General features: G+C 66.0%; 22 protein-coding genes. 20 read left to right on the forward strand and 2 right to left on the reverse strand.

Features of this window, described 5'->3' with window-relative positions; genetic code table 11:
* Positions 1–38 precede the first annotated feature (38 nt).
* On the forward strand, positions 39–1,622 hold the full coding sequence (locus JQ603_RS29690) for an ABC transporter substrate-binding protein (protein ID WP_212344934.1): 1,584 nt from the start codon (positions 39–41) through the stop codon (positions 1,620–1,622).
* A complete protein-coding gene (locus tag JQ603_RS29695; RefSeq protein WP_212344936.1) occupies positions 1,619–2,992 on the forward strand; it encodes an amidohydrolase family protein in 1,374 nt (457 codons plus the stop codon). The genes JQ603_RS29690 and JQ603_RS29695 overlap by 4 nt, the downstream gene beginning before the upstream one ends.
* Here JQ603_RS29695 and JQ603_RS29700 read toward each other — a convergent pair.
* The gene (locus tag JQ603_RS29700; RefSeq protein ID WP_212344937.1) at positions 2,982–3,905 is read right to left on the reverse strand and encodes a LysR substrate-binding domain-containing protein; all 924 of its coding nucleotides are present in this window, start codon (positions 3,903–3,905) and stop codon (positions 2,982–2,984) included. The genes JQ603_RS29695 and JQ603_RS29700 overlap by 11 nt on opposite strands.
* 275 nt (positions 3,906–4,180) lie before the next feature.
* Here JQ603_RS29700 and JQ603_RS29705 point away from each other — a divergent pair, with 275 nt between their 5' ends.
* The 10 genes from JQ603_RS29705 to JQ603_RS29750 all read left to right on the forward strand — a co-directional run bounded on the left by JQ603_RS29705 (position 4,181) and on the right by JQ603_RS29750 (position 14,109).
* Complete coding sequence (locus JQ603_RS29705) at positions 4,181–5,215, forward strand: ABC transporter substrate-binding protein (RefSeq protein ID WP_212344938.1); 1,035 nt, start codon at positions 4,181–4,183, stop codon at positions 5,213–5,215.
* A 23-nt stretch (positions 5,216–5,238) separates the two neighbouring features.
* Positions 5,239–6,279 carry an ABC transporter ATP-binding protein gene (locus JQ603_RS29710; protein ID WP_212344940.1) on the forward strand — a complete coding sequence of 347 codons (1,041 nt, stop codon included), beginning with the start codon at positions 5,239–5,241 and terminating at the stop codon, positions 6,277–6,279.
* Entirely contained in the window at positions 6,276–7,151 is an 876-nt protein-coding gene (locus JQ603_RS29715) for an ABC transporter permease (RefSeq protein ID WP_212344942.1), read from the forward strand. Before JQ603_RS29710 ends, JQ603_RS29715 begins: the two co-directional genes overlap by 4 nt.
* Positions 7,148–7,954, forward strand: coding sequence for an ABC transporter permease (locus tag JQ603_RS29720; protein WP_212344944.1), 807 nt, complete (start codon positions 7,148–7,150; stop codon positions 7,952–7,954). Before JQ603_RS29715 ends, JQ603_RS29720 begins: the two co-directional genes overlap by 4 nt.
* 8 nt (positions 7,955–7,962) lie before the next feature.
* Complete coding sequence (locus JQ603_RS29725) at positions 7,963–9,099, forward strand: NAD(P)/FAD-dependent oxidoreductase (protein ID WP_212344947.1); 1,137 nt, start codon at positions 7,963–7,965, stop codon at positions 9,097–9,099.
* Positions 9,100–9,126: 27 nt separating this feature from the next.
* Positions 9,127–9,423: a (2Fe-2S)-binding protein gene (locus JQ603_RS29730; RefSeq protein ID WP_018641635.1), complete on the forward strand. Its 297-nt coding sequence runs from the start codon at positions 9,127–9,129 to the stop codon at positions 9,421–9,423.
* Positions 9,420–10,838: an NAD(P)/FAD-dependent oxidoreductase gene (locus JQ603_RS29735; protein WP_212344950.1), complete on the forward strand. Its 1,419-nt coding sequence runs from the start codon at positions 9,420–9,422 to the stop codon at positions 10,836–10,838. Before JQ603_RS29730 ends, JQ603_RS29735 begins: the two co-directional genes overlap by 4 nt.
* Positions 10,835–11,962 carry an NAD(P)/FAD-dependent oxidoreductase gene (locus JQ603_RS29740; RefSeq protein ID WP_212344953.1) on the forward strand — a complete coding sequence of 376 codons (1,128 nt, stop codon included), beginning with the start codon at positions 10,835–10,837 and terminating at the stop codon, positions 11,960–11,962. The genes JQ603_RS29735 and JQ603_RS29740 overlap by 4 nt, the downstream gene beginning before the upstream one ends.
* 9 nt (positions 11,963–11,971) lie before the next feature.
* Positions 11,972–12,319, forward strand: a complete 348-nt coding sequence (locus JQ603_RS29745; protein WP_212344956.1) for a RidA family protein — start codon at positions 11,972–11,974, stop codon at positions 12,317–12,319.
* A gap of 173 nt (positions 12,320–12,492) precedes the next feature.
* Positions 12,493–14,109, forward strand: a complete 1,617-nt coding sequence (locus JQ603_RS29750) for an ABC-F family ATP-binding cassette domain-containing protein (RefSeq protein ID WP_212344958.1) — start codon at positions 12,493–12,495, stop codon at positions 14,107–14,109.
* Between the two features lie 140 nt (positions 14,110–14,249).
* Here the strand turns inward: JQ603_RS29750 and JQ603_RS29755 are convergent, their stop codons facing one another.
* Positions 14,250–15,578: a dicarboxylate/amino acid:cation symporter gene (locus JQ603_RS29755; protein WP_212344960.1), complete on the reverse strand. Its 1,329-nt coding sequence runs from the start codon at positions 15,576–15,578 to the stop codon at positions 14,250–14,252.
* 125 nt (positions 15,579–15,703) lie between these two features.
* Between JQ603_RS29755 and JQ603_RS29760 the strand changes: the two genes are divergently transcribed.
* From JQ603_RS29760 to JQ603_RS29795, 8 genes are all read left to right on the forward strand, one after another.
* A complete protein-coding gene (locus JQ603_RS29760) occupies positions 15,704–17,023 on the forward strand; it encodes a solute carrier family 23 protein (RefSeq protein ID WP_212344962.1) in 1,320 nt (439 codons plus the stop codon).
* Positions 17,024–17,096: 73 nt separating this feature from the next.
* Entirely contained in the window at positions 17,097–17,933 is an 837-nt protein-coding gene (locus JQ603_RS29765; protein ID WP_212344963.1) for an SDR family oxidoreductase, read from the forward strand.
* A gap of 72 nt (positions 17,934–18,005) precedes the next feature.
* Positions 18,006–18,812: an NAD-dependent protein deacetylase gene (locus JQ603_RS29770; protein WP_212344964.1), complete on the forward strand. Its 807-nt coding sequence runs from the start codon at positions 18,006–18,008 to the stop codon at positions 18,810–18,812.
* Between the two features lie 141 nt (positions 18,813–18,953).
* On the forward strand, positions 18,954–21,038 hold the full coding sequence (locus JQ603_RS29775) for a hydantoinase/oxoprolinase family protein (protein WP_212344965.1): 2,085 nt from the start codon (positions 18,954–18,956) through the stop codon (positions 21,036–21,038).
* Positions 21,039–21,040: 2 nt separating this feature from the next.
* Positions 21,041–22,699, forward strand: coding sequence for a hydantoinase B/oxoprolinase family protein (locus JQ603_RS29780; RefSeq protein WP_212344967.1), 1,659 nt, complete (start codon positions 21,041–21,043; stop codon positions 22,697–22,699).
* Between the two features lie 33 nt (positions 22,700–22,732).
* Positions 22,733–23,734 (forward strand): TRAP transporter substrate-binding protein, encoded by a 1,002-nt coding sequence (locus JQ603_RS29785; RefSeq protein ID WP_212344970.1) that lies wholly within the window; start codon positions 22,733–22,735, stop codon positions 23,732–23,734.
* Between the two features lie 10 nt (positions 23,735–23,744).
* Positions 23,745–24,338 carry a TRAP transporter small permease subunit gene (locus JQ603_RS29790; protein ID WP_212344973.1) on the forward strand — a complete coding sequence of 198 codons (594 nt, stop codon included), beginning with the start codon at positions 23,745–23,747 and terminating at the stop codon, positions 24,336–24,338.
* A 31-nt stretch (positions 24,339–24,369) separates the two neighbouring features.
* On the forward strand, positions 24,370–25,674 hold the full coding sequence (locus JQ603_RS29795; RefSeq protein WP_212344976.1) for a TRAP transporter large permease: 1,305 nt from the start codon (positions 24,370–24,372) through the stop codon (positions 25,672–25,674).
* Positions 25,675–25,897 lie beyond the last annotated feature (223 nt).

The following is a 25,897-nucleotide window of genomic DNA, read 5'->3' on the forward strand; positions in this document are numbered from 1 at the left end:
GAAACGATGCAGTTCGATTTCGTCAGGAGCCTCTCGTAATGTCCATCTCCCGCCGCTCGCTCCTCAAGGCCGCCGCCGCCGTGCCGGCGTTGTCGCTGCCCGGCATCGTCCGCGCTGAATCCCAGTCCACGCTGCGCTTCATCCCCGTCATCGATCTCGCCTTCGTCGATCCCATCTATTCGACCGCGCAGGTGTCGCGAAACCACGGCTTCATGGTCTACGACACGCTCTACGGCATGAGCTCGTCGCTGCAGGTCTCGCCGCAGATGCTGTCGGGCCACGTCATCTCCGCCGACGGGCTGCAGTGGGACCTCAGCTTGCGCGACGGCTTGTTCTGGCACGACGGCGAACGCGTGCTGGCCCGCGACTGCGTCGCCAGCATCCGCCGCTGGGCAGCGCGCGACGGCTTTGGCGGCGAGCTGCTGGAGGCGACCGCGGAGCTGTCGGCCGCCGACGACCGTACCATCCGCTTCCGTCTCAAGCGTCCGTTCCCGCTGCTGCCGCAGGCGCTCGGCAAGGCCGCGATCAATGCCTGCTTCATGATGCCGGAGCGGCTGGCGAGTCAGGATCCGTTCAAGCCGCTCACCGAGGTCATCGGCAGCGGCCCCTTCCGCTATCTCGCCGACGAGCGCGTGCAGGGCGCGCGCAACGCCTATGCCAAATTCGAGCGCTACCAGCCGCGCACGGACGGCAAGCCGGATTGGACCGCCGGGCCGAAGATCGTGCATTACGACCGCGTGGTCTGGACCACCACGCCCGATGCCGGCACCGGCGTCGCCGCGCTCCAGACCGGCGAGCAGGATTGGCAGGAGACCACGCCGCATGATCTGCTCCCGGTGATCAAGGCCGCCGGCGATATCGAGACCCGCGTCCTCGACCCCAGAGGCTACGCCTGCATGCTGCGCCTCAACCATCTGCAGCCGCCGTTCGACAACCCCGCCATCCGCCGCGCGCTGTTAGGGGCGATCGACCAGTCCGCGTTCATGACGGCGGTCGCCGGCGTCGATCCAGCCTTCCAGGTGTCGCCGATCGGCTATTTCGCTCCAGGCACGCCGATGGCAAGCGACGTCGGTCTCGACGTCTTCCGCGGCCCGCGCAACTACGACAAGGTCAAGGCTGACCTGAAGGCCGCCGGCTACAACGGCGAGAAGATCGTGCTGCTCGTCCCCACCAACTCGCTGGCACAGAAGCCGCTCGGCGAGATCGCGGTGGACTCGTTGCGCAAGGCCGGCATGAACGTCGAATATGCCGGGCTCGATTTTGCCGTCGTGCTTCAGCGCCAGCTCAAGAAGGATCCGCTTCCGCAGGGCGGCTGGAGCGCGGCGGTCGGCAACTGGCAGGGCATCGACTGGCTCAACCCGGCCGGCAACACCAACATCCGTGGCGAAGGCAAGGTCGCCGGCTGGTATGCGAGCACGAAGATGGGCGAGTTGCGCAGCCAGTGGCTGGCGGCGTCCGAGCTCGCCGAGCAGCAGCGCATCTGCCGCGAGGTCCAGGCGGTCGCGTTCGAGGAAATCCCCTATATTCCGATCGGCCTGTACAAGCAGCCGACCGCCTATCGCAAAGCCATCACCGGCATTCTCGACGGCACCGCCGTGTTCTGGAACGTACGCCCCGCATGAGCACCACAGCAATTTTCGGCAGCTATGTGCTGTCACGGAAAGACGGCGCGCAGGACGTGCTGCGCGATCATTGGGTCCTGGTCGAAGGTAGGAAGATCGCCGCGGTCACGCGCGACAAGCCGAGCGCGGACCAGGTTTACGATCGCCCGGGCCGCTTCGTGCTGCCGGGCCTGCTGAATCTGCACAATCACTGCTTCTCCGAGGCGGTGGCGCGCAGCCACAGCGAGGACGGCAACGGCCGCAAGAACAACCAGAGCATCGTCTATACGGTGCTGCTGCCGCTGACCAAGCGCGGCGCCGAAATTCTGTCGGCGGAAGAGCGTCTGGCGGTCGCGCGGCTCGGCATCCTCCAGCTTCTGAAGGGCGGCGCCACCACGGTGATGGAGCCGTTCCGCAACTCGATCCCCGAGATGTTCGACGCGGCAGAGGAGATGGGCATCCGCTTCTACGGCGCGCCCTATCTGTTCTCCACATCGGACGCCAAGGCCGGCCCGGATGGCGTGGTCCGCTACTCCGGCGATGACGGCGCCGCCGACATGGCGACGTGGGACGCGCTCTATCAGCGCTGGAACAATCGCGGCGACGGCCGGATCAGCCTTGCGATGAGCCCGCATGCCACCGATACCTGCGGTCCTGATCTGCTGAAGGCCTGCGCCATGCGGGCGCGCGAGCTCGGTGTGCCCATCACGACGCACATGGCGCAGAGCCGCGGCGAGGTCGAGACCATCGGCAAGCGCTATGGCGGCCGCACGCCGGCGCAATACCTGGACTGGCTCGGCCTGCTCGCGCCCGATCTGATGGCGGCGCACTGCATGTTCAGCAGCGACGACGACCTCAAGCTCATGGCTGCGCGCGGCATGACCGTGCTGAACTGCCCGCGCGTGTTCGCGCGCGCCGGCATCACCGCCGCCTTCAGCCGCTTCGCCGAGCACGGCGTCCGCACCGTGGTCGGTACTGACGGCTACAACATGGACCTGCTCGGCGAGCTCAATGCGGCCTCGCTGATCTCCAAGATCACCTCGGCGCGCCCCGACGTCGCCAACTCGCCGGAGCTGATCGAGGCGAACACGGCGGTGGCCGCCGACGTCATCAAGCGGCCGGATCTCGGCCGCATCGAGCCGGGCGCGACGGCCGACCTCACCGTCGTCGATCTCACCCATCCGCATCTTCAGCCGCTGTTCGATCCGCGCCGCGTGCTGATCGCGCTCGCCAACCGCGCCAATATCGATCAGGTCATGGTCGACGGCCGCGTGCTGGTCAATGAGGGACGTTATCTCGGCGCAGATGAAGCCGCGATCACGGCCGCGGGCAGCGCCGCGATCGGCAAGATCTGGGATCTGCCGGAAGCACAGGCTGCATTCAACGGCTGATAGCGGCCTCCGGCAGGTCGTCGAACTCCGCGAGCGCCTTGCGCATGGTCTCGACCAGGTCCAGCGCCACCGGCGAGGGGCTGCGCTGCGCCGGAAAGACGGCGGAGAATTCGAAGTCGATGCGCGGCAGGAAGCGGCGCACGACGACGCCGCGCGTTGAAAATTCCTGCGCGGTGAAGGGATCGCAGATTGCGACGCCCAGTCCTGACGACACCATGCCGCACATGATCTCCGACAGCGTGGTCTCCACCCTGAGCACGCGGCGGACATCGTGGCGGTGGAAGACCTGGTCGACGAGATGCCGGCTCGACGATCCCGCCGACAGCGAGATGAACGTCTCGCCCTCGAAGTCGCGCGGCTCCAGCACGTCCTTCTCTGCGAGGCGATGACCGGTCGGCAGCACCGCGACGCGCGCCGGCGCCGGCAGCCTCTGGCTCGGCAGGCCGGAATGCGCGATCGGCACCTCGGCAAAGCCGACGTCGCATTGATTGTTCAGCACCCAGTCGACCACGATCGGCGAGATCACGCCGAAGAAAGCGAGGTTGAGATTGGGCCGTTCCATCAGGAAATGTCCGGCAAGGCGTGGCAGATATCCGTTTGCCAGCGCCGGCAGCGCAGCGATGCGCAACGAGCCGGTGCGGCGTCCCCGGATTTCCTCGGCGGCCGCCGTGATGCGCTCGAGGCCGACAAAGGAGCGCTCGACCTCGGTGTAGAGCGCCATCGCCGCGGCGGTCGGGACCAGCCCGGTGCCGCGCCGCTCGAACAGCTCCATTTTCAGCAGGGCCTGGAGGTCGCGCAGCAACCGGCTGACCGCCGGCTGCGTCACCTTCATCAGCGCCGCCGCCTCGGTCACGCTGCCCGTGAGCATTGTCGCGCGGAAGGCCTCGACCTGCCGCGAATTGATCCGGGCCATCGCCACTTCCATTCATAATATTTAGGCATGCAGAGGATGCCATTATTCATTGGACGATGGAAGTATAGGTCTGCGATCTTTTTCATCAGGACTGGAGACAGCCCGCTTTTTCGGCAGATTGGAGGGGTTCAAACCTCCAGATCGCGCCAAAACCCGCCGAACAGGGGCCGGAGCCCTGATTGGAGAGGGTTTGCGCGGAAGGAGATGCGGAAGGCGCTTCAGCCAGCGAGACTCGTCGGCACGTCACCTCATTCCGGTATTGGAGATCGGTCCATATGAAGACTCTTCGCCTTCTGACAGCGGTCAGCATCGCGGCGCTCATTGCCGCCCCCTCGGTCGCCTCGGCCCAGCAGAAAACGCTCTATGTCGCCGGTTACGGCGGCTCGTTCGAGAAGACCATCCGCGACGAGGTGATCCCGGCTTTCGAGAAGGAGAACGGCGTCAAGGTCGAATACGTCGCCGGCAACTCCACCGACACGCTGGCCAAGCTCCAGGCGCAGAAGGGCAATCAGCAGATCGACGTCGCCATCGTCGACGACGGCCCGATGTACCAGGCGATCCAGCTCGGCTTCTGCGGCAAGCTCGATGGCCTGCCCGCCGATCTCTACGACACCGCGCGTTTCAAGGACGATCGCGCCGTCGCGATCGGCATCGTCGCGACCGGCCTGATGTACAACACCAAGGTGTTCAAAGAGAAAGGCTGGGCGCCGCCGACCTCTTGGAACGACCTGAAGGACACGAAATACGCCAAGCAGCTCGTGATCCCGCCGATCAACAACACCTACGGCCTCGAAGCGCTGGTGATGCTGTCGAAGATGAATGGCGGCGGCGAGACCAATGTCGATTCCGGCTTCAAGATCTTCAAGGAGCAGATCAATCCGAACGTGCTGGCCTATGAGCCGTCGCCGGGCAAGATGACCGAGCTGTTCCAGTCCGGCCAGGCCGTGATCGCGGTGTGGGGCACCGGCCGCGTGCAGAGTTTTGCCAACACCGGCTTCCCCGTCGACTTCGTCTACCCGAAGGAAGGCGCGGCGACGCTGCTCACCACTGCCTGCCCGATCACCAAGCCGAATGCCTCGCCGCTCGCTGTGAGCTTCGTCAAGATGCTGCTCGATCCCAAGATCCAGCTGGTGATGCTCAAGGACTACGGCTACGGCCCGGTGCTGAAGTCGCTGGTGGTCCCGCCGGAGCTCGGCAAGATGGCGCCGATCGGCGAGCGCGCGGCCAAGCTCTACAATCCGGACTGGACCGTGATCAACGAAAAGCGCGAGGAGTGGACCAAGCGCTGGAATCGCGAGGTCGAACGCTGATCGGTCGCAGCGGAGACAGCGTCATGGCCTATCTCGAGCTCGATCGGGTCGCAAAACAGTTCGGCGCGCAGACTGTGGTCGAGGACTTCAGCCTGTCGGTGGGGAAGGGGGAGTTCATCTCCTTCCTCGGCCCGTCCGGCTGCGGCAAGACCACGACGTTGCAGATGATCGCGGGCTTCCTCGATCCCACGCGCGGCGCGATCCGCCTGGAGGGCAAGGACCTCACCGCGATCCATCCGGCCAAGCGTGGCCTCGGCATCGTGTTCCAGAGCTACGCGCTGTTTCCGCACATGACCGCGGCGGAGAACGTTGCGTTCGGCCTCGAGATGCGTGGCGTGCCGCGCAGCGAGCGGGCCGAGCGCGTCCGCGCCGCACTCGCGATGGTGGGGCTCGCCGGTTACGAGGACCGCCATCCGCGCCGCATGTCCGGCGGCCAGCAGCAGCGCGTGGCGCTGGCGCGCGCATTGGTGATCAAGCCGAGCGTGCTGCTGCTCGACGAGCCGCTGTCCAATCTCGACGCCAAGCTGCGCGAGGAGATGCAGATCGAGCTGCGCCAGATCCAGCGCACCATCGGCACCACCACGATCCTCGTCACCCATGACCAGAACGAGGCGATGTCGCTGTCCGACCGCATCGTGGTGATGAGCCAGGGCAAGATCGAGCAGATCGGCACGCCGCAAGAGACCTATGAGAAGCCGGCCTCGGCCTTCGTCTCGCAGTTTTTGGGCAAGACGAACGACTTTGCCGGAACGATCGACCGGACCGTCGCGCCGACGCAATTGGTGGCGGGCTCCTGGCGCGCGCCGGCGCCGGCCGGGCTCGGCGGTCCCGTGACCGTCAGCGTTCGCCCCGAAAGAATCGGCTTTGGCGATACCGGCCTGAGCGCAAAAATCATCACGCGAATCTTCCAGGGCAATCACTGGCTGTTCCAGTGCGACAGCGAATGCGGCCCGGCGATCGTCATCCGTCAGAACGATGGGCAGGCGCAGCCGGCCGAAGGCGACGCGGTTCGCCTCACTTGGCGTCCGGAGGACATGAGCGTCCGCGCGAGGGCTGGCGCATGAGCGCGGTCGCCGAGGAGCGCAGCGCGCGTGCGCCGTGGGCGCTGACCGCGCCCCCCTTGATGCTGTTCGTCGGCGTGCTGCTGATTCCGCTGGCGATGACGGTGATGCTGTCGTTCCACGATTGGGGCCAGTACAAGGGCATCGAGCCGATCTTCATTCTGAAGAACTGGCACGAGATCGCGACGGATCCCTATTACGCCGAGATGTTCTGGCGGACGTTTCGCATCGCGATCCTGACCACGCTGCTCACCGCGTTGCTCGGTGCGCCCGAAGCCTACATTCTCAACCGCATGAGCGGCCGCTGGAAGAGCTTCTTCCTGCTGGTCATCCTCGGCCCGCTGCTGATCTCCGTGGTCGCGCGCACGCTCGGCTGGGCACTGCTGTTCGGCGGCAACAACGGCCTCGTCAACAAGCTCCTGATGTCGCTTGGCGCGATCCGCTCGCCCATTCCCTTCATGTTCACCGAAACCGGCATGGTCATCGCGCTCGCGCATGTGATGATGCCGTTCATGGTCCTGTCGGTGTGGGCGGCCCTCCAGCGTCTCGATCCGCAGATCGAGAACGCCGCGATGTCGCTCGGCGCCGGCCCTGCCACCATCATCCGCCGCATCATCATGCCGCAGATCATGCCGGGCGTGCTGTCGGGCGCGATCATCGTGTTCTCGCTCTCGGCCAGCGCCTTTGCGACGCCCGCGATCATCGGCGGCCGTCGGCTCAAGGTCGCGGCGACGCTCGCCTATGACGAATTCCTCAACACGCTGAACTGGCCGCTGGGGGCTGCGGTCGCCACGCTGTTGCTGGTCGCGCTGGTGCTGATCGTCGTCGGCAGCAACGCGCTGATCGAGCGGCGCTATGCGGAGGTGTTCCGATGAGACGGAACGGTCCGCTCGCGCTGATCTTCCACACCATCTTCGTCATCGTCATGGTGGCGCCGATCCTGGTGGTCTGCCTCGTCGCCTTCACGCCCGAAGGTTTCCTGTCGCTGCCGACCAACGGCTTTTCGCTGCGCTGGTTCAGGACCATCGCGAACTATCCCGAATTCATCCACGCCTTCTGGGTCAGCCTTGGGCTGGGTGCGCTGTCCTCCCTCGTCGCGCTGCTGTTCGCGGTGCCGGCGGCGCTCGCGATTGCGCGCTACCGCTTCCGCGGCCGCGATGCGCTCGCGGCGCTGTTCCTGTCGCCGCTGATGATCCCGCATGTCGTGCTCGGCATCGCCTTCCTGCGCTTCTTCACCTCGGCCGGTCTCGGCGGCGGCTTTGCCGCTCTGATCATCGCGCATGTCATCATCGTGTTTCCGTTCGCGCTGCGGCTGACGCTCGCAGCCGCAACCGGCATGGATCGCACGGTCGAGATGGCCGCGGTCTCGCTCGGCGCCGGCGGCTGGACGCTGTTCCGCCGTGTGACCTTGCCGCTGATCCTGCCCGGCGTCATCAGCGGCTGGGCGCTCGCCTTCATCCAGTCCTTCGACGATCTCAGCATGACCGTCTTCCTCGCGGCACCCGGCACGGAGACGCTGCCGGTGCGCATGTTCCTCTACATCCAGGACAACATCGATCCGCTGGTGACGTCGGTCTCGGCCTGCGTGATCGCGATCACCATGACCGCCCTCATTCTGCTCGACCGCTTCTACGGGCTCGACCGCGTGCTCGCCGGCAAGGGCGACACGGGGCGATAGGAGAACCTATGTCAGGAGATTACGACGTCGCAGTCGTCGGCGGCGGACTGCTCGGCTCCGCCATTGCCTGGGGCCTCGGCCGCCTCGGCAAGAAGGTCGCCGTGCTCGACGAAGGCGACATCACCAAGCGCGCCTCGCGCGCGAACTTCGCGCTGGTGTGGGTGCAGAGCAAAGGTCTGGGCATGCCGGCCTATACGGTCTGGACCGTGCAGGCGTCGCAGGCGTGGGGCCGGCTCGCCTCCGAGCTGAAGCAGCAGACCGGGCTCGATGTCGCCCTGCAGCAGAACGGCGGCTTTCACCTGACGCTCGGCGAGGAGGAATTCGGTCAGCGCACCGAGCTCGTCAAGCGCATGCACAATCAGGCCGGTGCAGCCGACTACAAGATGGAGATGCTGCGGCCCTCCGAGGTGAAGAAGGCGCTGCCGCTGATCGGGCCCGAGGTCTCCGGCGGCAGCTATTGCCCGCTCGACGGCCACGTCAATTCGCTGCGTACGTTCCGCGCGTTTCACACCGGTTTCAAGGCGTTCGGCATCGACTATTTTCCGGAGCGTCCGGTCTCGGCGATCAGCAAGAGCGGCGGCGAATTCCGCCTGACCACGCCCAAGGGCGAGCTGCGTGCCGCCAAGATCGTGCTCGCCGCCGGCAATGCCAACCAGACGCTGGCGCCGATGGTCGGCCTCTACGCGCCGATGGGGCCGACCCGCGGTCAGGTCGTCGTGACCGAGCGCACCATGCCGTTCCTGCCGCATCCGTTGACCACGATCCGCCAGACCGACGAGGGCACGGTGATGATCGGCGACAGCAAGGAAGACGAGCTCGACGATCGTACGCTGAAGCCCTCGATCAGCGGCGTCATGGCCGATCGCGCGCAGCGGATGTTCCCGCATCTGGCGCGGCTCAACGTGGTCAGGAGCTGGTCCGGCATCCGCGTCATGCCGCAGGACGGCTTTCCGATCTACGACCAGTCGGAGACGCATCCCGGCGCCTTCGTCGCCTGCTGCCATTCCGGGGTCACGCTCGCCTCCAACCACGCTTTCGAGATCGCGCGCATGGTGGCGCAGGGCGCGCTCGAGCCCGAGCTGGTCGGCGCGTTCTCGGCCAGCCGTTTTGGCGGCGCGGGCGCGGCGAACAGCAGCGGCTACTAGAGATATCAAGGAGCCAAGAGGCATCCCATGTTTAGACGATCCGAACAGGACAAGCGCCCGCAGGTGCAGATCTTCGTCGACGGCGTTGCCGTCGCGGCGCGCCAGGGCGACACCGTCTCCGCGGCGCTGCTGGCCTCCGGCCAGGATGCACGTCGCTCCACTGCAGTCAGCGGCGCACCGCGTCTGCCCTATTGCATGATGGGCGTGTGCTTCGACTGCCTCGTCACCATTGACGGCGTCGGCAATCGGCAGGGCTGCCTCGTGCCCGTCGCCGAAGGCATGCAGATCGAGATTCAGAAGGGCAAGCGGGAGATCGGAAGATGACTGTGGCTCCCAAGCGCGAAGACTACGATGTCGTGGTGATCGGCGCGGGGCCGGCGGGCCTTGCCGCCGCCGCGACCTCCGCCGAAGCCGGCCTGTCCACGCTGCTGCTCGACGAGAATATCGGCCCCGGCGGCCAGGTGTTTCGCGCCATCGCTTCGACGCCCGTGACCGACCGCAATCAGCTTGGCGCGGATTATTGGGTCGGCGCCGATCTCGTGCAGTCGCTGCGCGCGAGCAATGCGGAGGTCATCCAGCGTGCCACGGTCTGGAGCCTCGATCGCAATCTCGACATCGCCGTCTCGATCGGCGGCGCCTCGGCCTTCGTCAAGGCGAAGCGCGTGATCCTCGCGACCGGCGCGCTGGAGCGGCCGTTTCCAATTCCCGGCTGGACGCTGCCGGGCGTGATGACCGCGGGCGCGGCGCAGACCATGCTGAAGTCGTCGGCGCTGGTGCCGGACGGACGCACCGTGATCGCGGGGCAGGGGCCGCTGCTCTGGCTGCTCGCCGCGCAGATCCTGCGGCTTGGCGGCCGCATCGACTGCATCCTCGAAACCACCGAGCGCGGCAATTATTTCGCGGCCATTCCGCATGCCTTCGCCTTCCTGACCTCGCCCTATTTCGCCAAGGGCCTGTCGATGATGCGCGAGGTGAAGGCGAAGGTGCAGGTCGTCTCGGGCGTCACCGAGCTTGCGGCGACTGGTGACGGCCAGCTTGCCAGCGTGAGCTACGTCGCTGGCAGCAAGCGTGAGACTATTCCCGCCGATCTGTTGCTGCTGCATCAGGGCGTCGTGCCCAACGTCAATCTGGCGATGGCGGCCGGCATCGAGCATCGCTGGGATGACCTGCAATTGTGCTGGTCGCCGGTGCTCGACGCGAGCGGCAATTCGTCGGTCGCCGGCATCGCGATCGCCGGTGACGGCGCCGGAATTGGCGGTGCAAATGCAGCCGTGGTGCGCGGCCGCATCGCGGCACGCGCTGCGGTCGAAGCGCTCGCGCCCGCGGCTGCCGCAAAGCTTCCCGCAATGGCGACGCTCCGTTCCGATCTCGCCAAGGCCGAGCGTGGCCGCCTGTTCCTCGACACGCTGTTCCGCCCGGCGCCGCAGTTCCGCATTCCCTCGGGCGACACCATCGTCTGCCGCTGCGAAGAGGTCACCGCCAAGGACGTTCTCGATTCCGTCGCGATCGGCGCGACCGGGCCGAACCAGCTCAAGGCCTATCGCCGCACGGGCATGGGGCCGTGCCAGGGCCGGCTCTGCGGCCTCACCGTCACCGAGCTGATGGCGCAGGCGCGGGGCAAGACCCCGCAGGAGATCGGCTATTACCGGCTGCGCGCGCCGGTGAAGCCGATCACGCTCGCCGAGCTCGCCGCCGTCCCGAAGAGTGAGGCCGACGTCAAAGCCGTGGTGCGCGGATGAGCAGGAACGTGGATGCGATCGTCATTGGCGGCGGCATCCACGGATGCTCGACGACGCTGCATCTGTGCCTCGCCGGCCTGAAGCCGGTGCTGATCGAGAAGGATTATGCCGGCCGCCACGCGTCAGGCGTGAATGCCGGCGGGGTCCGCCAGCTCGCGCGGCACATCCCGGAGATTCCGCTCTCGATCCGCTCGATGGGAATCTGGGAGAAGATCACCGATCTCCTCGACGACGATTGCAGCTTCGAGAGCTACGGCCAGGTGCTGGTTGCCGAGAACGAGGAGGAACTCGCCGTCTGCCGCGCGCGCGTGGCCGAGCTCAACGCGCTCGGCTTCACCCATGAGGAGCTGATCGACGCCGCCGAATTGCGCCGGCTGGTGCCCGCGGTGGCCGAGACCTGTCCCGGCGGCGTGGTCTCACGCCGCGACGGCGCCGCCAATCCGGCGCAGACGACGACGGCATTCCGCCGCAAGGCCGAGCAACTAGGCGCGACCGTGCGCGAAGGTGAGGCCGCCAGCAACATCCGCTACAGCGACGGCCTCTGGTATGTCGATGTCGGCACTGAAACCTTTGCCGCGCCCGTGCTCGTCAATGCCGCCGGCGCCTGGGCCGGCAAGATCGCAGCCGATCTCGGCGAGCCCGTGCCGGTCGAGACCGTGGCGCCGATGCTGATGATCACCTCGCGCGTGCCGCACTTCATCGACCCCGTCGTGATCCTGCGCGGGCGAAAACTGTCCTTCAAACAGTTCAAGAACGGCACCGTGCTGATCGGCGGCGGCCATCTCGCAACGCCGTACCAGGACCGCAACGAGACGGTGCTGGACTGGAAGAGTCTGGCGACCAGCGCGCAGACCGTGTTCGAGCTGTTTCCGGTGATGCGCAGTGCCACCATCGTCCGCGCCTGGGCCGGCATCGAGGCCAAGATGAAGGACGACATCCCCGTGTTCGGGCCGAGCAGCCGCCACAGGGGCCTCTATCACCAGTTCGGCTTCTCGCTGCACGGTTTCCAGCTCGGTCCCGGCGCCGGCGCCGTGATGGCGGAGCTGATCGTCAATGGCGGCACCCAGACCCGCGTCAGCGATCTCGGCATCGACCGCTTCCACCCTTCCACGCTCCAGCAATAAGAGGACTTCATGAGCATCACCCGCAGCATCCGCACGCCCATCATGCACCGTGCGGTCGAAGCCAACGGCTTCGTCTTCGTCGGCGGCACCATCGCCGACGACACCAGCGTCTCCATGGGCGACCAGACCCGCAACATCCTCGGCAAGATCTCCGGCTATCTGAAGGAGGCCGGCACCGACAAGAGCCGCGTCGTCAGCGCCTCGATCTTCGTCACCGATCTATCCAAGAAGAAGGAGATGGACGCGGCCTGGACTGAGTTCTTCGGCGACAATCTGCCGACCCGCGCCACCGTCGGCGTCGCCGATCTCGGCGGCGGCGCGCTGATCGAGGTGGTGGTCACCGCGCTCAAGGGCTGATCGCGCAGGCCGGCGTAGGACGACAGCGCCTCTCCGCGCTGTTGTCTCCTTGCGCGGCGCCTTGATCTCGCCCTTCGATGGGGCTACTTAGGGAGCTCCTCAACCAGGATATTCGAAAGCCATGGATTTCACCCCGACCGCAACGCTCATCCGCCTTGCCTCCGGGGAATTCCATGCCTGCTTCAATCATCCTGTCGAACCTGTCGCTGTCTACGCCTGACGGCCGTCCTCTTCTCTCCAATATCGATCTGACATTCGCCGCCGAGCGGATTGGTCTCGTTGGCCGCAATGGCGTCGGCAAGACGACGTTGCTCGCGTCGATCTCAGGGGAACATGTCCCCCAATCCGGACGCGTTCTGGTCAACGGCACCATCGGCCTGCTGCGCCAGGACGTGCAGATCCTCAACGGCGCGACCGTGGCCGATCTGTTCGGTGTGCGGCCAGCGCTGGAGTTGCTGCGCCGCGCGGAGCGGGGCGACGCCTCCGCCGACGACATCCCCGCGATCGACTGGACGCTCGAAGCGCGACTGGAGGCGGCGCTGGCGCGCGTCGGGTTCGATCTGGCTCCCGAGACAGAGCTGTCCTGCCTGTCCGGTGGCCAGATCACGCGGGTTCGCCTCGCTGCGCTGGTATTCGCCGAGCCGGACTTTCTCCTGCTGGACGAGCCCACCAACAATCTCGACCGCGACGGACGCAAGGCGGTGACCGATCTCCTCGCCGCCTGGCGCGGCGGGGCGATCGTGGTCAGCCACGATCGGGATCTGCTCGAAACGATGGATGCGATGGTCGAGCTGACGTCGCTCGGCGCCACGCGATACGGCGGCAACTGGAGCAGCTATCGCGCACAAAAAGCCGTCGAGCTCGCGGCCGTGAGGCACGACCTCGCGCACGCCGAAAGGCGCCTGTCCGAGATCGATGGCAAGGCGCAGGAGGCCGCAGAAAGGAAAGCGCGCAAGGACAGCGGCGGCCGGAAGAAGCGCGCCAAGGGCGACATGCCGCGCATCCTCGCCGGCGCCCGCAGGGATCGCAGCGAAGACACCGGCGGCAAGGCTGCACTGATCGCCGAGCGGCGGCGTGCGGAGGCCCTCGAGGCCGTCGACACGGCGCGCCGGCGCATCGAGATTCTCCAGCCGCTGTCGGTCAAGCTGCCCGCGACGGGCCTGCCGGCGGGCAGGGAGGTGCTTTCACTGGACCGGATCAGCGCCGGCTATCGTCCGGAGCGGCCGGTCTTGCGCGATCTCTCGCTTGCGATCGTCGGAGCGGAACGGGTCGCGCTGGTCGGCCCGAATGGGTCCGGCAAGACGACGCTGCTGAAACTCGTTGCGGGCGAGCTGCGCCCGCTTGCGGGCACCGTGAGGGTCAGGCCGGACTTCGCCCTGTTCGACCAGAAGGTCAGCCTGCTCGAGCCTGAGATCTCGATCCTGGAGAATTTTGGACGTCTCAATCCCAAGGCGGGCGCGAATGAATGCCATGCTGCGCTGGCGCGGTTCATGTTCCGCGCCGATGCCGCCTTGCAGATCGTCGGACGTCTCAGCGGCGGGCAGATGTTTCGCGCCGGCCTTGCCTGTGTGCTGGGCGGGCAAACGCCGCCGTCTCTGCTGATCCTGGACGAGCCGACCAACCATCTGGACATCGAGTCCATCGAGGCCGTTGAATCGGGCTTGAGAGCTTATGACGGCGCGTTGCTTGTCGTCAGTCATGACGAGGCATTCTTGCAGGCGATCGGGATTACGCGGCGATTCGATCTCGCCGGCGAACGTGATTCCAGAGGCCCGTCATTCGAACAATAAAAACCCGACGCCCTGCCCCCAGCGCGTCGGGTGGAAAAAATGAGTATCAATCAGTGATCCCAACGCCACTGTTGTGACGTGTGCTGCGCCAAATTTCTACTCCGGGAAACTACCGCGGTCGGAACCGGCGTGCTGCGGCCTCACGCGTTGCCGCCCGGTTCCAGCGCTTCGCCGATCTCCAGCGGATGCGCCATGGTCTCGTGCAGCGCCTCGCGGTCGAGCTCGCCTTCGGAGATGCTGATGACGACGCAGGCGACGCCATTGCCGATCAGATTGGTCAGCGCACGGCACTCGCTCATGAACTTGTCGATGCCGACCAGGATCGCGATGGACTGGATCGGGATATCAGGCACGATCGACAGCGTCGCGGCGAGCGTGATGAAGCCGGCGCCGGTCACGCCCGAGGCGCCCTTCGAGGTGATCATGGCGATGCCCAAAATGCCGAGCTCCTGCCAGATGGTCAGATGCGTATTGGTCGCCTGCGCCAAAAACAGCGTCGCCAGCGTCATGTAGATGTTGGTGCCGTCGAGGTTGAAGCTGTAGCCGGTCGGGATGACGAGGCCGACCACCGAGCGCGAGGCGCCGAGATGCTCCATCTTCTGGATCATCTGCGGCAGCACCGTCTCCGAGGACGAGGTGCCGAGCACGATCAGGAGCTCGTCCTTGATATAGGCGATGAAGCGCAGGATCGAGAAGCCGGCGAGCCGCGCGATCGCACCTAACACGATCAGCACGAACAGGATGCTGGTCAGATAGAACGTGCCGATCAGGGCGGCGAGGTTGAGCAGCGAGCCGAGGCCGTAGGCGCCGACGGTGAACGCCATCGCGCCGAAGGCGCCGATTGGCGCCACCCGCACGATGATGCGGATGATGCCGAAGAACATCTTGGCCGCCTTGTCGATCGCCTCCGCAATGGGCTCGCCGGCCTTGCCGAGGAAGGCGATGGCGAAGCCGGAGAGGATCGAGATCAGCAGCACCTGGAGCAGGTCGCCGCGCGCAATCGCGCCGAGATAGCTGTCGGGGATGATCGCCATCAGATGGGCGACGATGCCCTCTTCCTTGGCCTTGGTGACATAGGTCGCGACCGAGTTCGGGTCGATCGTGGCCGGATCGATGTTGAAGCCGTGTCCGGGCTGGAGAATCTCGCCGACCAGCAGGCCGACCGCGAGCGCGACAGTCGAGACCGTCTCGAAATAGATCAGCGACTTCAGCCCGACCCGGCCGACACGCTTGAGGTCGCCCATCGAGGAGATGCCGTGCACAACGGTGCAGAAGATGACCGGCGCGATCATCATCTTGATCAGCGCGATGAAGCCGTCGCCGAGCGGCTTCAAGGCCTTGCCGAGATTGGGATAGAAATAGCCGATGAGCACGCCGAGCACGATCGCGATCAGCACCTGGACGTAAAGGATCTTGTACCAGGGCTGGTGCCGGCGATGGACGGCTGGCTGGATCGCAATCTGTGTCATAAAGTGAGCCCTGGAACGTATCGATCTTGCATGATTTGCATCATGTGATGGGCGCCGCAGAAGCGACAATCACATTTTTGTCGGATCGCACGAACATCGATCGCTGCACCGCAACTGGGGGGAACATGACGATCGCATCAGGCTCGGACGAGCAGGCACAGGGCTATTTTCCGCGTTGGAAGCTCAAGACCTCGGGCGTGATCATGCCGGAGGAGCGGCTGTCATGGGGCCAGACCATCGTCTCAGGTCTGCAGCATTGCGTCGCGATGTCCGGCTCGACGATCATCGCGCCGCTGCTGATGGGATTCGATCCCAATGTTGCGGTCCTTTTCTCCGGCGTCGGCACGCTGATCTTCTTCGTCATCGTCGCGGGGCGCGTGCCGAGCTATCTCGGTTCGAGCTTCGCCTTCATTGCCGTCGTCATCGCTGCGACCGGCTATGCCGGACAGGGGCCGAACCCGAATCTCTCCGTCGCGCTCGGCGGCATCGTCGGCGCCGGCGTGCTGTACGGCCTGATTTCGCTGATCGTGATGTGGTCCGGTGTCGGCTGGATCGAGAGGCTGCTGCCGCCGGCCGTCACCGGTGCTGTGGTCGCCGCGATCGGCCTCAATCTCGCGCCCGTGGCGGTCAAGGCGGTGAGCGCCAATGCGTTCGACACCTGGATCGGGCTCGCGACCGTGCTGATGATCGGCGTGGTCGCCGTTGCAGCGCCGGGCCTGTGGCGCCGCCTGCCGATCATCCTCGGCGCGATCGGCGGATATCTCCTGTACCTGCTGTTCGCGAACGGCCTCGGCTTTGGCAAGCCGGTCGACTTCGCCCAGCTCTCGGCTGCGCCGTGGTTCGGCCTGCCGAATTTCACCACGCCGACCTTTCAGGCTGATGCAATCTTTCTGATTGCGCCGGTCGCGGTCATTCTGGTCGCCGAGAACCTCGGGCACATCAAGGCCGTCGGCGCCATGACGGGCCGCAGCCTCGACGCCTATCTCGGCCGCGCTTTGTTCGCCGACAGCCTCGCGACCATCGTGGCGGCCTGCGGCGGTGGCACCGGCGTCACCACCTATGCCGAGAACATCGGCGTCATGGCGGCGACGAAGGTCTATTCGACCCTGCTGTTTGCTTTCGCGGCCACGGTGTCGATCCTGCTCGGCTTCTCGCCGAAATTCGGCGCGCTGATCCTGTCGATCCCGGGTCCCGTCATCGGCGGCCTCTCCATCGTGCTGTTCGGATTGATCGCGGCAATGGCAGGCAGGATCTGGGTCGAGAACAAGGTCGACTTCGCAAATCCTGCGAACCTCATCACCGTCGCCGTGGCGCTGACCGCGGGCGCGGGCGATCTCACGCTCAAATTCGGTGCGTTCACGATCGGCGGGATCGGCACCGCGACGTTCGGCGCCATCATCCTCTACCAGATCCTGACCTCGCCGCTGGCGCGGCGCGCGGAGTGAATCCCAGCAATGCGCGGAAGGGATGGAACAAAAAGCCGGTTCCATCCATGATGACGCATCCCGGAGAGAACACATGCCGCAAACCGAACGCTCAACCTCCTTTCCCTCGCGCCTCGTCGGTCAATACGCGCTGGTGACCGGCGCCTCGCAAGGCATCGGCCGCGCCGTCGCCATCCGCCTGGCGCAGGAAGGCGCGACCGTCGCCATCAACTATTTTGATCATCCCGGAAGGGCCGAAGAGACGCTCGCCCTGGCGCAGACGGCGTCGAGCGATCGCGGGCATGGCAGGCTCGACCATGTCATTGTCAAGGCCGACGTCGGCAACGAGCAGGACATCGCCGCGATGTTCGAGACGATCCTGGCGCGCTGGAAGCGCCTCGATTGTCTCGTCAACAATGCCGGCTTCCAGCGGGAATCGCCGAGCGATGCGCTCGATGTCGAAACCTATCGCCGCATCATCGACGTCAATCTGAATGGCGCCGTGCTCTGCGCGCAGAAGGCGCTGGCGCACTTCGTCGCGCGCGGCGGAGGCGGCAGCATCATCAACTGCTCCAGCGTCCATCAGATCATCCCGAAACCCGGCTATCTCGCTTATTCCATCAGCAAGAGCGGAATGGCCGGTCTGACGCGGACGCTGGCGCTGGAGTTCGCCGGTCGCGGCATCCGCGTCAACGCGGTCGGTCCCGGCGCGATCGACACCCCGATCAATGCGGCCTGGACCGGTGATCCCGAAAAGCGCGGCGTCGTCACCAGCCACATTCCACTCGGCCGCGTCGGCACGCCGGAGGAGATCGCCGCCGTGTTCGCCTTCCTCGCCTCGGATGACGCGAGCTACATCACCGGGCAGACCATCTACGCCTGCGGAGGCGTGACGTTGTTTCCGGAGTTTCGCGAGAACTGGGCGAGCTGACTCGGGCCGCCCCGGGCGGGGCCCGTGCGGGGCATCTGGCAGAATCCGCCGGCGCAGACTACATGATGCGCCATGGCAGATTCCCCACTTCAGGATTTCGTCGGCCGGCACGAAAGCCTGTTCGTGCTGACCGGCGCCGGCTGCAGCACCAATTCGGGCATTCCCGACTACCGCGATAGTCACGGCAATTGGAAGCGGACCCAGCCGGTCAATTTCCAGGCCTTCATGACCGAGGAGCACACGCGCCAGCGCTATTGGGCGCGCAGCCTGATCGGCTGGCGGCGGTTCGGCCAGGCGAAGCCGAATGATGCGCACCGCGCGCTCGCTCGTCTGGAGGCGAACGGGCGCTGCGAGATGCTGCTGACCCAGAATGTCGACCGGCTGCATCAATCCGCCGGCCACCGGCAGGTCATCGATTTGCATGGCCGGCTCGATCTCGTCCGCTGCATGGGCTGCGGGGCGAAGACGCCGCGGAGCGAATTCCAGGACACGCTCGGCCGCGCGAACGCGGAGTGGCTGACGCTCGATGCCGCCGATGCGCCTGATGGCGACGCCGATCTGGAGCACGCGGAGTTCTCGTCGTTCAAGGTACCAGCTTGCGCAGCCTGCGGCGGCATTCTCAAGCCCGACGTGGTGTTCTTCGGCGAGAACGTGCCGCGCGACGTGGTCGCCACGGCGCAGGACCATCTGTCGCAGGCCGACGCCATGCTGATCGTCGGCTCGTCATTGATGGTCTATTCCGGATTCCGCTTCGTGCAGGCGGCCGCGAAACGGCAGATTCCGATCGCCGCGGTCAATCTCGGACGCACCCGCGCCGACGATCTCCTGACGCTCAAGGTCGAGGAGCGCTGCGAAGCGGCGCTTGCATTCCTGCTCTGATCGCGCAGGCGGCGAACACGCCTTGCCTATTGCATAGGTGCCGCGCAGAATGGCCGGGCGCAGCGTTGTCCGCATGCCTCATGGCACGGAAATTGCTGCGTTTTTGGACCCTGTCTTGACGATCAGCACGGAGAATTTGGAATGCTTGAGGGAGCCGAGGTGCGGCTTGCCGTGGATATCGGTGGCACGTTCACCGACATCGTGCTGAACGTGGGCGAGGCGCGCAAGACGCGCAAGGTGTTGACCACGCCGCAGCGCCCCGAACAGGCCGTACTGGACGGCATGCGCCTCATTCTTGCCGATGCGCGCGCCCATATCAGCGACATCGACGTGTTTATTCACGGCACGACGCTCGCGACCAACGCGATCATCGAGCGGCGCGGCGCCAAGACGGCGCTGATCGCGACCGACGGCTTTCGCGACGTGCTCGATATCGGCACCGAGAGCCGCTACGACCAGTACGATCTCTCGATCGACAAGCCGAAGCCGCTGGCGCCGCGCAGCCTCCGCTTTACCGTACCCGAGCGCATCGACGCTCACGGCGCCGTCCGCCTCCCGCTGGACGAGGCGGCGGTGCGCGCGCTCGCGCCGAAATTGCGCGAGCTGGGCGTCGAGAGCGTCGCGATCGCCTTCCTGCACTCCTATGCGAATCCCGAGCACGAGCGGCGGGCGGCGGCGATCATCGGTGAGGAGATGCCCGGGATTTCGGTGACGGTGTCATCGGCGGTGTGCCCGGAGATCCGCGAATATGAGCGCACCTCCACAGCGGTCGCCAACGCCTATGTGCAGCCGTTGATCGACGGTTATCTCGCCCGCATGGCCGATGCCCTGCAGGTCGAGCAGTTTCGCGGTGCGATCTACCTCGTCACCTCAGGCGGCGGCGTCACCTCGATCGAGACGGCGCGGCGCTTTCCGGTGCGTCTCGTCGAATCCGGCCCTGCGGGCGGCGCCATCTTCGCGGCACAGATCGCGGCACGGTTAGGGGAGAGCAAGGTGCTTTCCTTCGACATGGGCGGCACCACGGCAAAAATCTGCCTGATCGAAAAATACCAACCCGAGACCTCGCGCGTGTTCGAGGTCGACCGCGCCGCGCGCTTCCTGAAAGGCTCCGGCCTGCCGGTGCGCATTCCCGTGATCGAGATGGTCGAGATCGGCGCGGGCGGCGGCTCGATCGCCCATGTCGACGCGATGAAGCGCGTCACTGTCGGCCCGGAGAGCGCTTCGTCGGAGCCGGGACCCGCCTGTTACGGTCGCGGCGGCCAGCGTCCAGCCGTGACGGATGCGGACGTCGCGCTCGGCATGATCGATCCTGATGCCTTTGCAGGCGGCACGATCAAGCTCGATCCGGAGCTGTCGAAGCAGGCGCTGCTGCGCGATGTCGGTGAGGCACTCGGCCTGTCGGCGGAGACTGCCGCCTATGCCGTGCATGAGGTCGTCTGCGAGAACATGGCGAGTGCGGCGCGCGTGCATGCGGTCGAGCGCGGCGCCATCGTCGGCCAGCACACGCTGATCGCCTTTGGCGGCGCCGCGCCGCTGCACGCGGCGCGCGTTGCCGAGAAGATCGGCGTCTCCCGCGTGATCGTGCCGTCGAATGCCGGCGTCGGCTCGGCGGTCGGATTTTTGGCGGCGCCCATCGCCTACGAGCTGGTGCGCAGCCGTCACGTCCGGCTCGACGATTTCGACACCAAGGCGGTCTCCGACTTGCTTCAGGAGATGGCGAGTGAGGCGCGTGCGCTGGTCGAGCCCGGTGCAGCCGGTGCGCCCGTGCGCGAGCGCCGCGCCGCCTTCATGCGCTATGTCGGCCAGGGCCACGAGATCACCGTCGAACTGCCGAACCGGCCGCTGACTTCAGCCGATCTCGCCGGCTTGCGCCAGAAGTTCGAGACTGACTATTCGGCGATGTTCGAGCGTCCGATCCCGGGTGCTGCGATCGAGGTGTTGAGCTGGTCGGTGCTCGCCACCACCGAGGCGCGCAATCCGCCTGCCGTCGCGTCCGTCGCGCGCAAGCCCGCGGCCAAGGCGTCCGGAAGCCGAAAATTCTTCGACGGCCGGGCCGGGGAAGTGATCGAGATCCCGCTCTATCGCCGTGAGGACATGGCGCCGGGCGCGACCATCGCGGGCCCCGCCATGATCGCGGAAGACGAGACCTCCACTTTTGTCTCGACCAGTTTCGACGCGCATATCGACGGTGCCGGCAGCATCGTCATGGAACGAAAGGCGGCCTGATCATGAGCAAGGCAAAAGGCGCGAGCCTGATCGACCTCCAGATCATGTGGCACCGGCTGATCGCCGTGGTCGAGGAGCAGGCGCAAGTGCTCTTGCGCACCGCTTTCAGCCCGATCGTGCGCGAATGCGGCGATCTCTCGGCCGGCGTGTTCGACCTCAGGGGGAGGATGCTGGCGCAGGCGGTGACCGGCACGCCCGGTCATGTCAACTCGATGGCGGAATCGGTCAAGCACTTCATCGCCCAGTTTCCGATCGAGACGATGAAAGAGGGCGACGCCTACATCACCAACGATCCCTGGATGGGCACCGGCCATCTCAACGACTTCGTCGTCACCACGCCCTGCTTCAAGGACGGCAAGGTCGTCGCGCTATTCTCCTGCACCAGCCATCTGATGGACATCGGCGGCATCGGCTTCGGGCCGGATGCCACCGACGTGTTCATGGAGGGGCTCTACATCCCCATGCTGAAGCTGATCGACCAGGGCGTCGTCAACGAGACGCTGATGGCGATGATCCGCACCAACACGCGCCTGCCGATCGACACCGAGGGCGACACCTATTCGCTCGCCGGCTGCAACGACGTCGGCTGCGAGCGGCTGGTCGAGATGATGACCGAGTTCGGCATCGACACGCTCGATGAGCTCGGCGACTACATCTGCGACCGCTCGCGCGAGGCGGTGCTCGCCGAGATCGCCAAGCTGCCGAAGGGCAGCTGGCGCAACACCATGGTGGTCGACGGCTATGATGCGCCGGTGACGCTGGCGGCGACGCTGACGATCTCGGAGCAGGGCATTCACGTCGATTTCGACGGCACATCAGTCGCCTCGAAGTTCGGCATCAACGTGCCCCTGTCCTACACCACGGCCTACACCGTGTTCGGCCTCGGCTGCGTCGTCGCCTCGCAGATCCCCAACAATGCCGGCTCGCTCTCGCCGCTGACGGTGTCGGCGCCGGCTGGTGCCATCCTCAATGCCCCGAAGCCGGCGCCGGTGGCGTCGCGCCACATCATCGGCCAGATGCTGCCCGACGTCGTGTTCGGCTGCCTGCGCCAGATCATTCCGGAGCGCGTTCCGGCGGAAGGCACCTCCTGCCTGTGGAATCTCAACGTGCGCGGCCAGACCCGCTCGGGCGCCGGCGGCAATTACGGGTTCTCGATGGCGGTGACCTCCAATGGCGGCACCGGCGCGCGCTTCGGCAAGGACGGCCTGTCCGCGACCGCTTACCCAAGCGGCGTGCGCGGCACACCGGTGGAGATTGCGGAGACGCAGACGCCGCTGATCTTCTGGCGCAAGGAGCTGCGTCCGGATTCCGGCGGAGCAGGGCGCACCCGCGGCGGCCTCGGCCAGATCATCGAGGTCGGCAGCGGCGTCGATGCCCCGTTCGACATTCTCGCGGCGTTCGACCGCATCGATCATCCGCCGCGCGGCCGCGATGGCGGCCAGAACGGCGAGGCCGGCTATGTCGGCCTGAAATCGGGCAAGAAGCTGCGTGGAAAAGGCTTTCAGCAGGTGCCGCCGGACGACCGGCTGGTGGTGATGACGCCCGGCGGTGCCGGCATCGGTGCGCCGACCGAGCGCGATCGTGCGGCGGTCAAGGACGACATCGCGAGCGGTCTGGTGTCTTCGGACAACGCAGTCAAGGTTTATGGGTACGCGCGTTGATGCATCAGCGCGCTTGATAAACGGAGGGGGGTCATGATCACGCGACGTAATTTCACCGCGGGCGCAGCGACGCTGCTGGCTGCAGGCCACATCTCGACCCGCGCGCGGGCGGCGACGACAAGCTGGGACATGTCGACGGTCTGGCCCGACGGCAATTTCCACACCCAGAACGCGATGGCATTCGCGGAAGAAGTGAAGAAGCAGAGCGGCGGCTCGGTCGCAATCACCGTGAAGGCCGGCGGTCAGCTCGGCTTCAAGGGGCCCGAGCATTTGCGCGCCGTGCGCGACGGCCTCGTGCCGCTCGCCGACGTCCTCAACATCCAGCAGGTCGGCGACGAGCCCTTCATGGGCGTCGAGAGCATCCCCTTCCTGTGCGGCTCGATGGACGAATTGAAGGTGCTGCACAAATATGTGCGGCCCGAATACGAGAAGGTCGCCGCGCGCAACAACCAGAAGATCCTCTACATCGTGCCGTGGCCGACGCAATATCTGCATCTCAAGGTCAAGGTCGCCGACGTGGACGGCCTCAAGAACATCAAGATCCGCGTACCCGACAAGAACGCGGTCGACATGCTGGCCGTGGTCGGCATGGCGCCGGTGATGATCCCCTGGGGCGAGACGATCCCGGCGCTGGCATCGGGCGCCGTCTCGGGCGTCTCCACCTCGGCGGTGTCGGGCGTCGACGGCAAGTTCTGGGAATTCCTCAAATACATCTATCCGACCAACCATGTCTGGTCGTCGCAGATGCTCACCGTCAATCTCGACTCCTGGAAGGCGCTCAGCGCCGACCAGCAGAAGCTCGTCGCGGATATCGCGGCGAAGATGGAGCCCGGCTTCTGGGCGAACTCGCTCAAGGCCGACGCCGACAGCCTCAGCCGCCTCAAGGAAGGCGGCATGGAGGTGGTGCCGGTCTCGGATGCGATGATGACGGTCATCCGCGGCAAGACCGCGCCGCAGCTAGATGCCTTCCTCAAGCGCGTGCCGGCGGCCGACAAGCCGGTGCGCGCCTATCTCGCCGAAATGAAGCGCGGCTGAGGGCGGGATCGTGGTGAGCGTTTCGTCCGAAGCACCGCAGAGTCTCAATGCAGCGGCGCCCGCGCCGCTGCGCATCGTCCTCGACGGCATCGATCGCCTCGGTCGGCTCGACGGCTGGATCGGCGGCGGTTGTCTGCTCACGCTCACGCTGTTGATGCTCTGCGAGGTTGCCACCCGCTTCCTCTCGAACTTCCTGCCGTTCTTCCCGCCGAGCATCTCGATCGCGTGGGAATATTCCTCCTACCTGATGGCGGCGTCCTTCACCTTCGGCGCCGCCATGACCCTGCGCGTCGGGGGCCACATCCGCGTCGTGCTGCTCCTGAAGAACGCACCAGTGCCGGTGCAGCGCGCGCTCGAGATCCTCTCGGCGGCTGCAGGCTTCGCCTTCATGGCGTTCCTGACCTCGGCCATGGCGAAGTTCGCCTGGAGCGCCTTCGTGCGCGGCCAGGTCTCGACCTCGAGCGACACGCCGCTGTGGTTTCCGCAAGCCGTGGTCACCTTCGGCATGCTGCTGCTCACGCTCCAGTTCCTGGCGCGCGCGATCCAGGCAGTGCTCGGCCTGCCGCTGGAGGATCACCGCATGAAGGCCTCTCCCGTCGAATGACCGCCTTGCCCGCACCCGGATTCAAGATCGCATGACCATCGAAGTCCTCGCCCTGTTCGCGATCCTGTTTGCGCTGCTGGCCTGCGGCGTCTGGATCGGCCTCACGCTTGCGCTCACCGCGACGCTGCTGCTCGCGATGTTCCGCTCGATCCCGCTCGACAAGCTGCTGCCGCAATACGCCTGGAATATCCTGACCACGCAGGAGCTGCTGGCGCTGCCGCTGTTCATCCTGATGGGCGAGCTATTGTTCCGCACCCGCCTGTCGCGCTCGCTGTTTCAGGGGCTGGCGCCCTGGGCCGGGCTGCTGCCGGGCCGCCTGCTGCATGTGAACGTGATCGGCTGCACCATCTTCGCGGCGATCTCGGGCTCGTCGGCCGCGACCACGCAGGTGATCGGCCGGATGTCGCTCAACGAGCTCTTGCGCCGCGGCTATTCGCGCGACATCGCGATCGGGTCGCTCGCCGGCGCCGGCACGCTGGGCTTCCTGATCCCGCCGTCCAACATCATGATCATCTACGGTGTGCTCGGTGACGTCTCCATCCTCAAGCTCTTCACCGCAGGCGTGCTGCCGGGACTCCTGCTAGCCGCGACCTTCATGGGCTGGGTGATGCTGCACACCAGCCTCAAGCCCGCGATGGTGCCGGAGACGGAAGCAAAGCTTTCGCAGGTGCCGTGGGGCGAACGCTTCGCCGCGCTGAAGGATCTCGCGCCGGCGCTGTTCCTGATCGCCTGTGTGCTCGGCTCGATGTATGGCGGGCTCGCAACGCCCTCGGAGGCCGCCGCCGTCGGCGTGCTCGGCGCGGGGCTCGTCGCCTGGGCGCAGGGCTCGATGTCGCAGCAGGTGATGCGCGACGTGCTGATCGGTTCGGTCGTCACCTGCTCGATGATCGCGCTGATCGTGTTGGGGGCCTCGATCCTCGGCAACGCCGCGGCGTTCCTTGGCATTCCTCAGGCCGTCGCGGCCTTCGTGAAGGGGCTCGGCCTGTCGCCCTTCATGCTGATCGTGGTGCTGGTCATCTTCTATCTGATCCTCGGCTGCTTCCTCGACGGCTTCTCGATGATCGTGATGACGCTGCCGATCGTGCTGCCGATCGTGAAGGGCGCCGGCTTCGACGAGATCTGGTTCGGCATCTTCCTCGTGCTCGCCGTCGAGATGGCGCAGATCACGCCGCCCGTCGGCTTCAACCTCTTCGTCATCCAGGGTCTCACCGAGGACGGCCTCGGCTACATCGCGCGCGTTACGTTGCCGTATCTCGTCATCATGGTCGGCTTCGTGCTGCTGCTGACGCTCTGGCCCGGCATCGTCACGATCCTGCCGCGGGTGCTGTACGGATAGCCGCAAGAGATCGAACGGTCAGGGCCGCTGTCGTTTCAATTCGCCCGCGCCAATTCGCCCCTTGCGCGCATTCCGTCTTTGCACGCTCTGTGATCCGGCGTACGCTGTGCAAGCAGACGTGCGACAGCAATCACGGCAGTGAACGTGGCTCCCTTGGCGACATCCGCCCAGAGAGGGGACATCTGTTGGCAGCTCATGTCCGATGGAGGACAATCGACGCGTA

Origin of the sequence: Bradyrhizobium liaoningense (genome assembly GCF_018130825.1) — a bacterium.
Lineage (GTDB): Bacteria > Pseudomonadota > Alphaproteobacteria > Rhizobiales > Xanthobacteraceae > Bradyrhizobium > Bradyrhizobium liaoningense_B.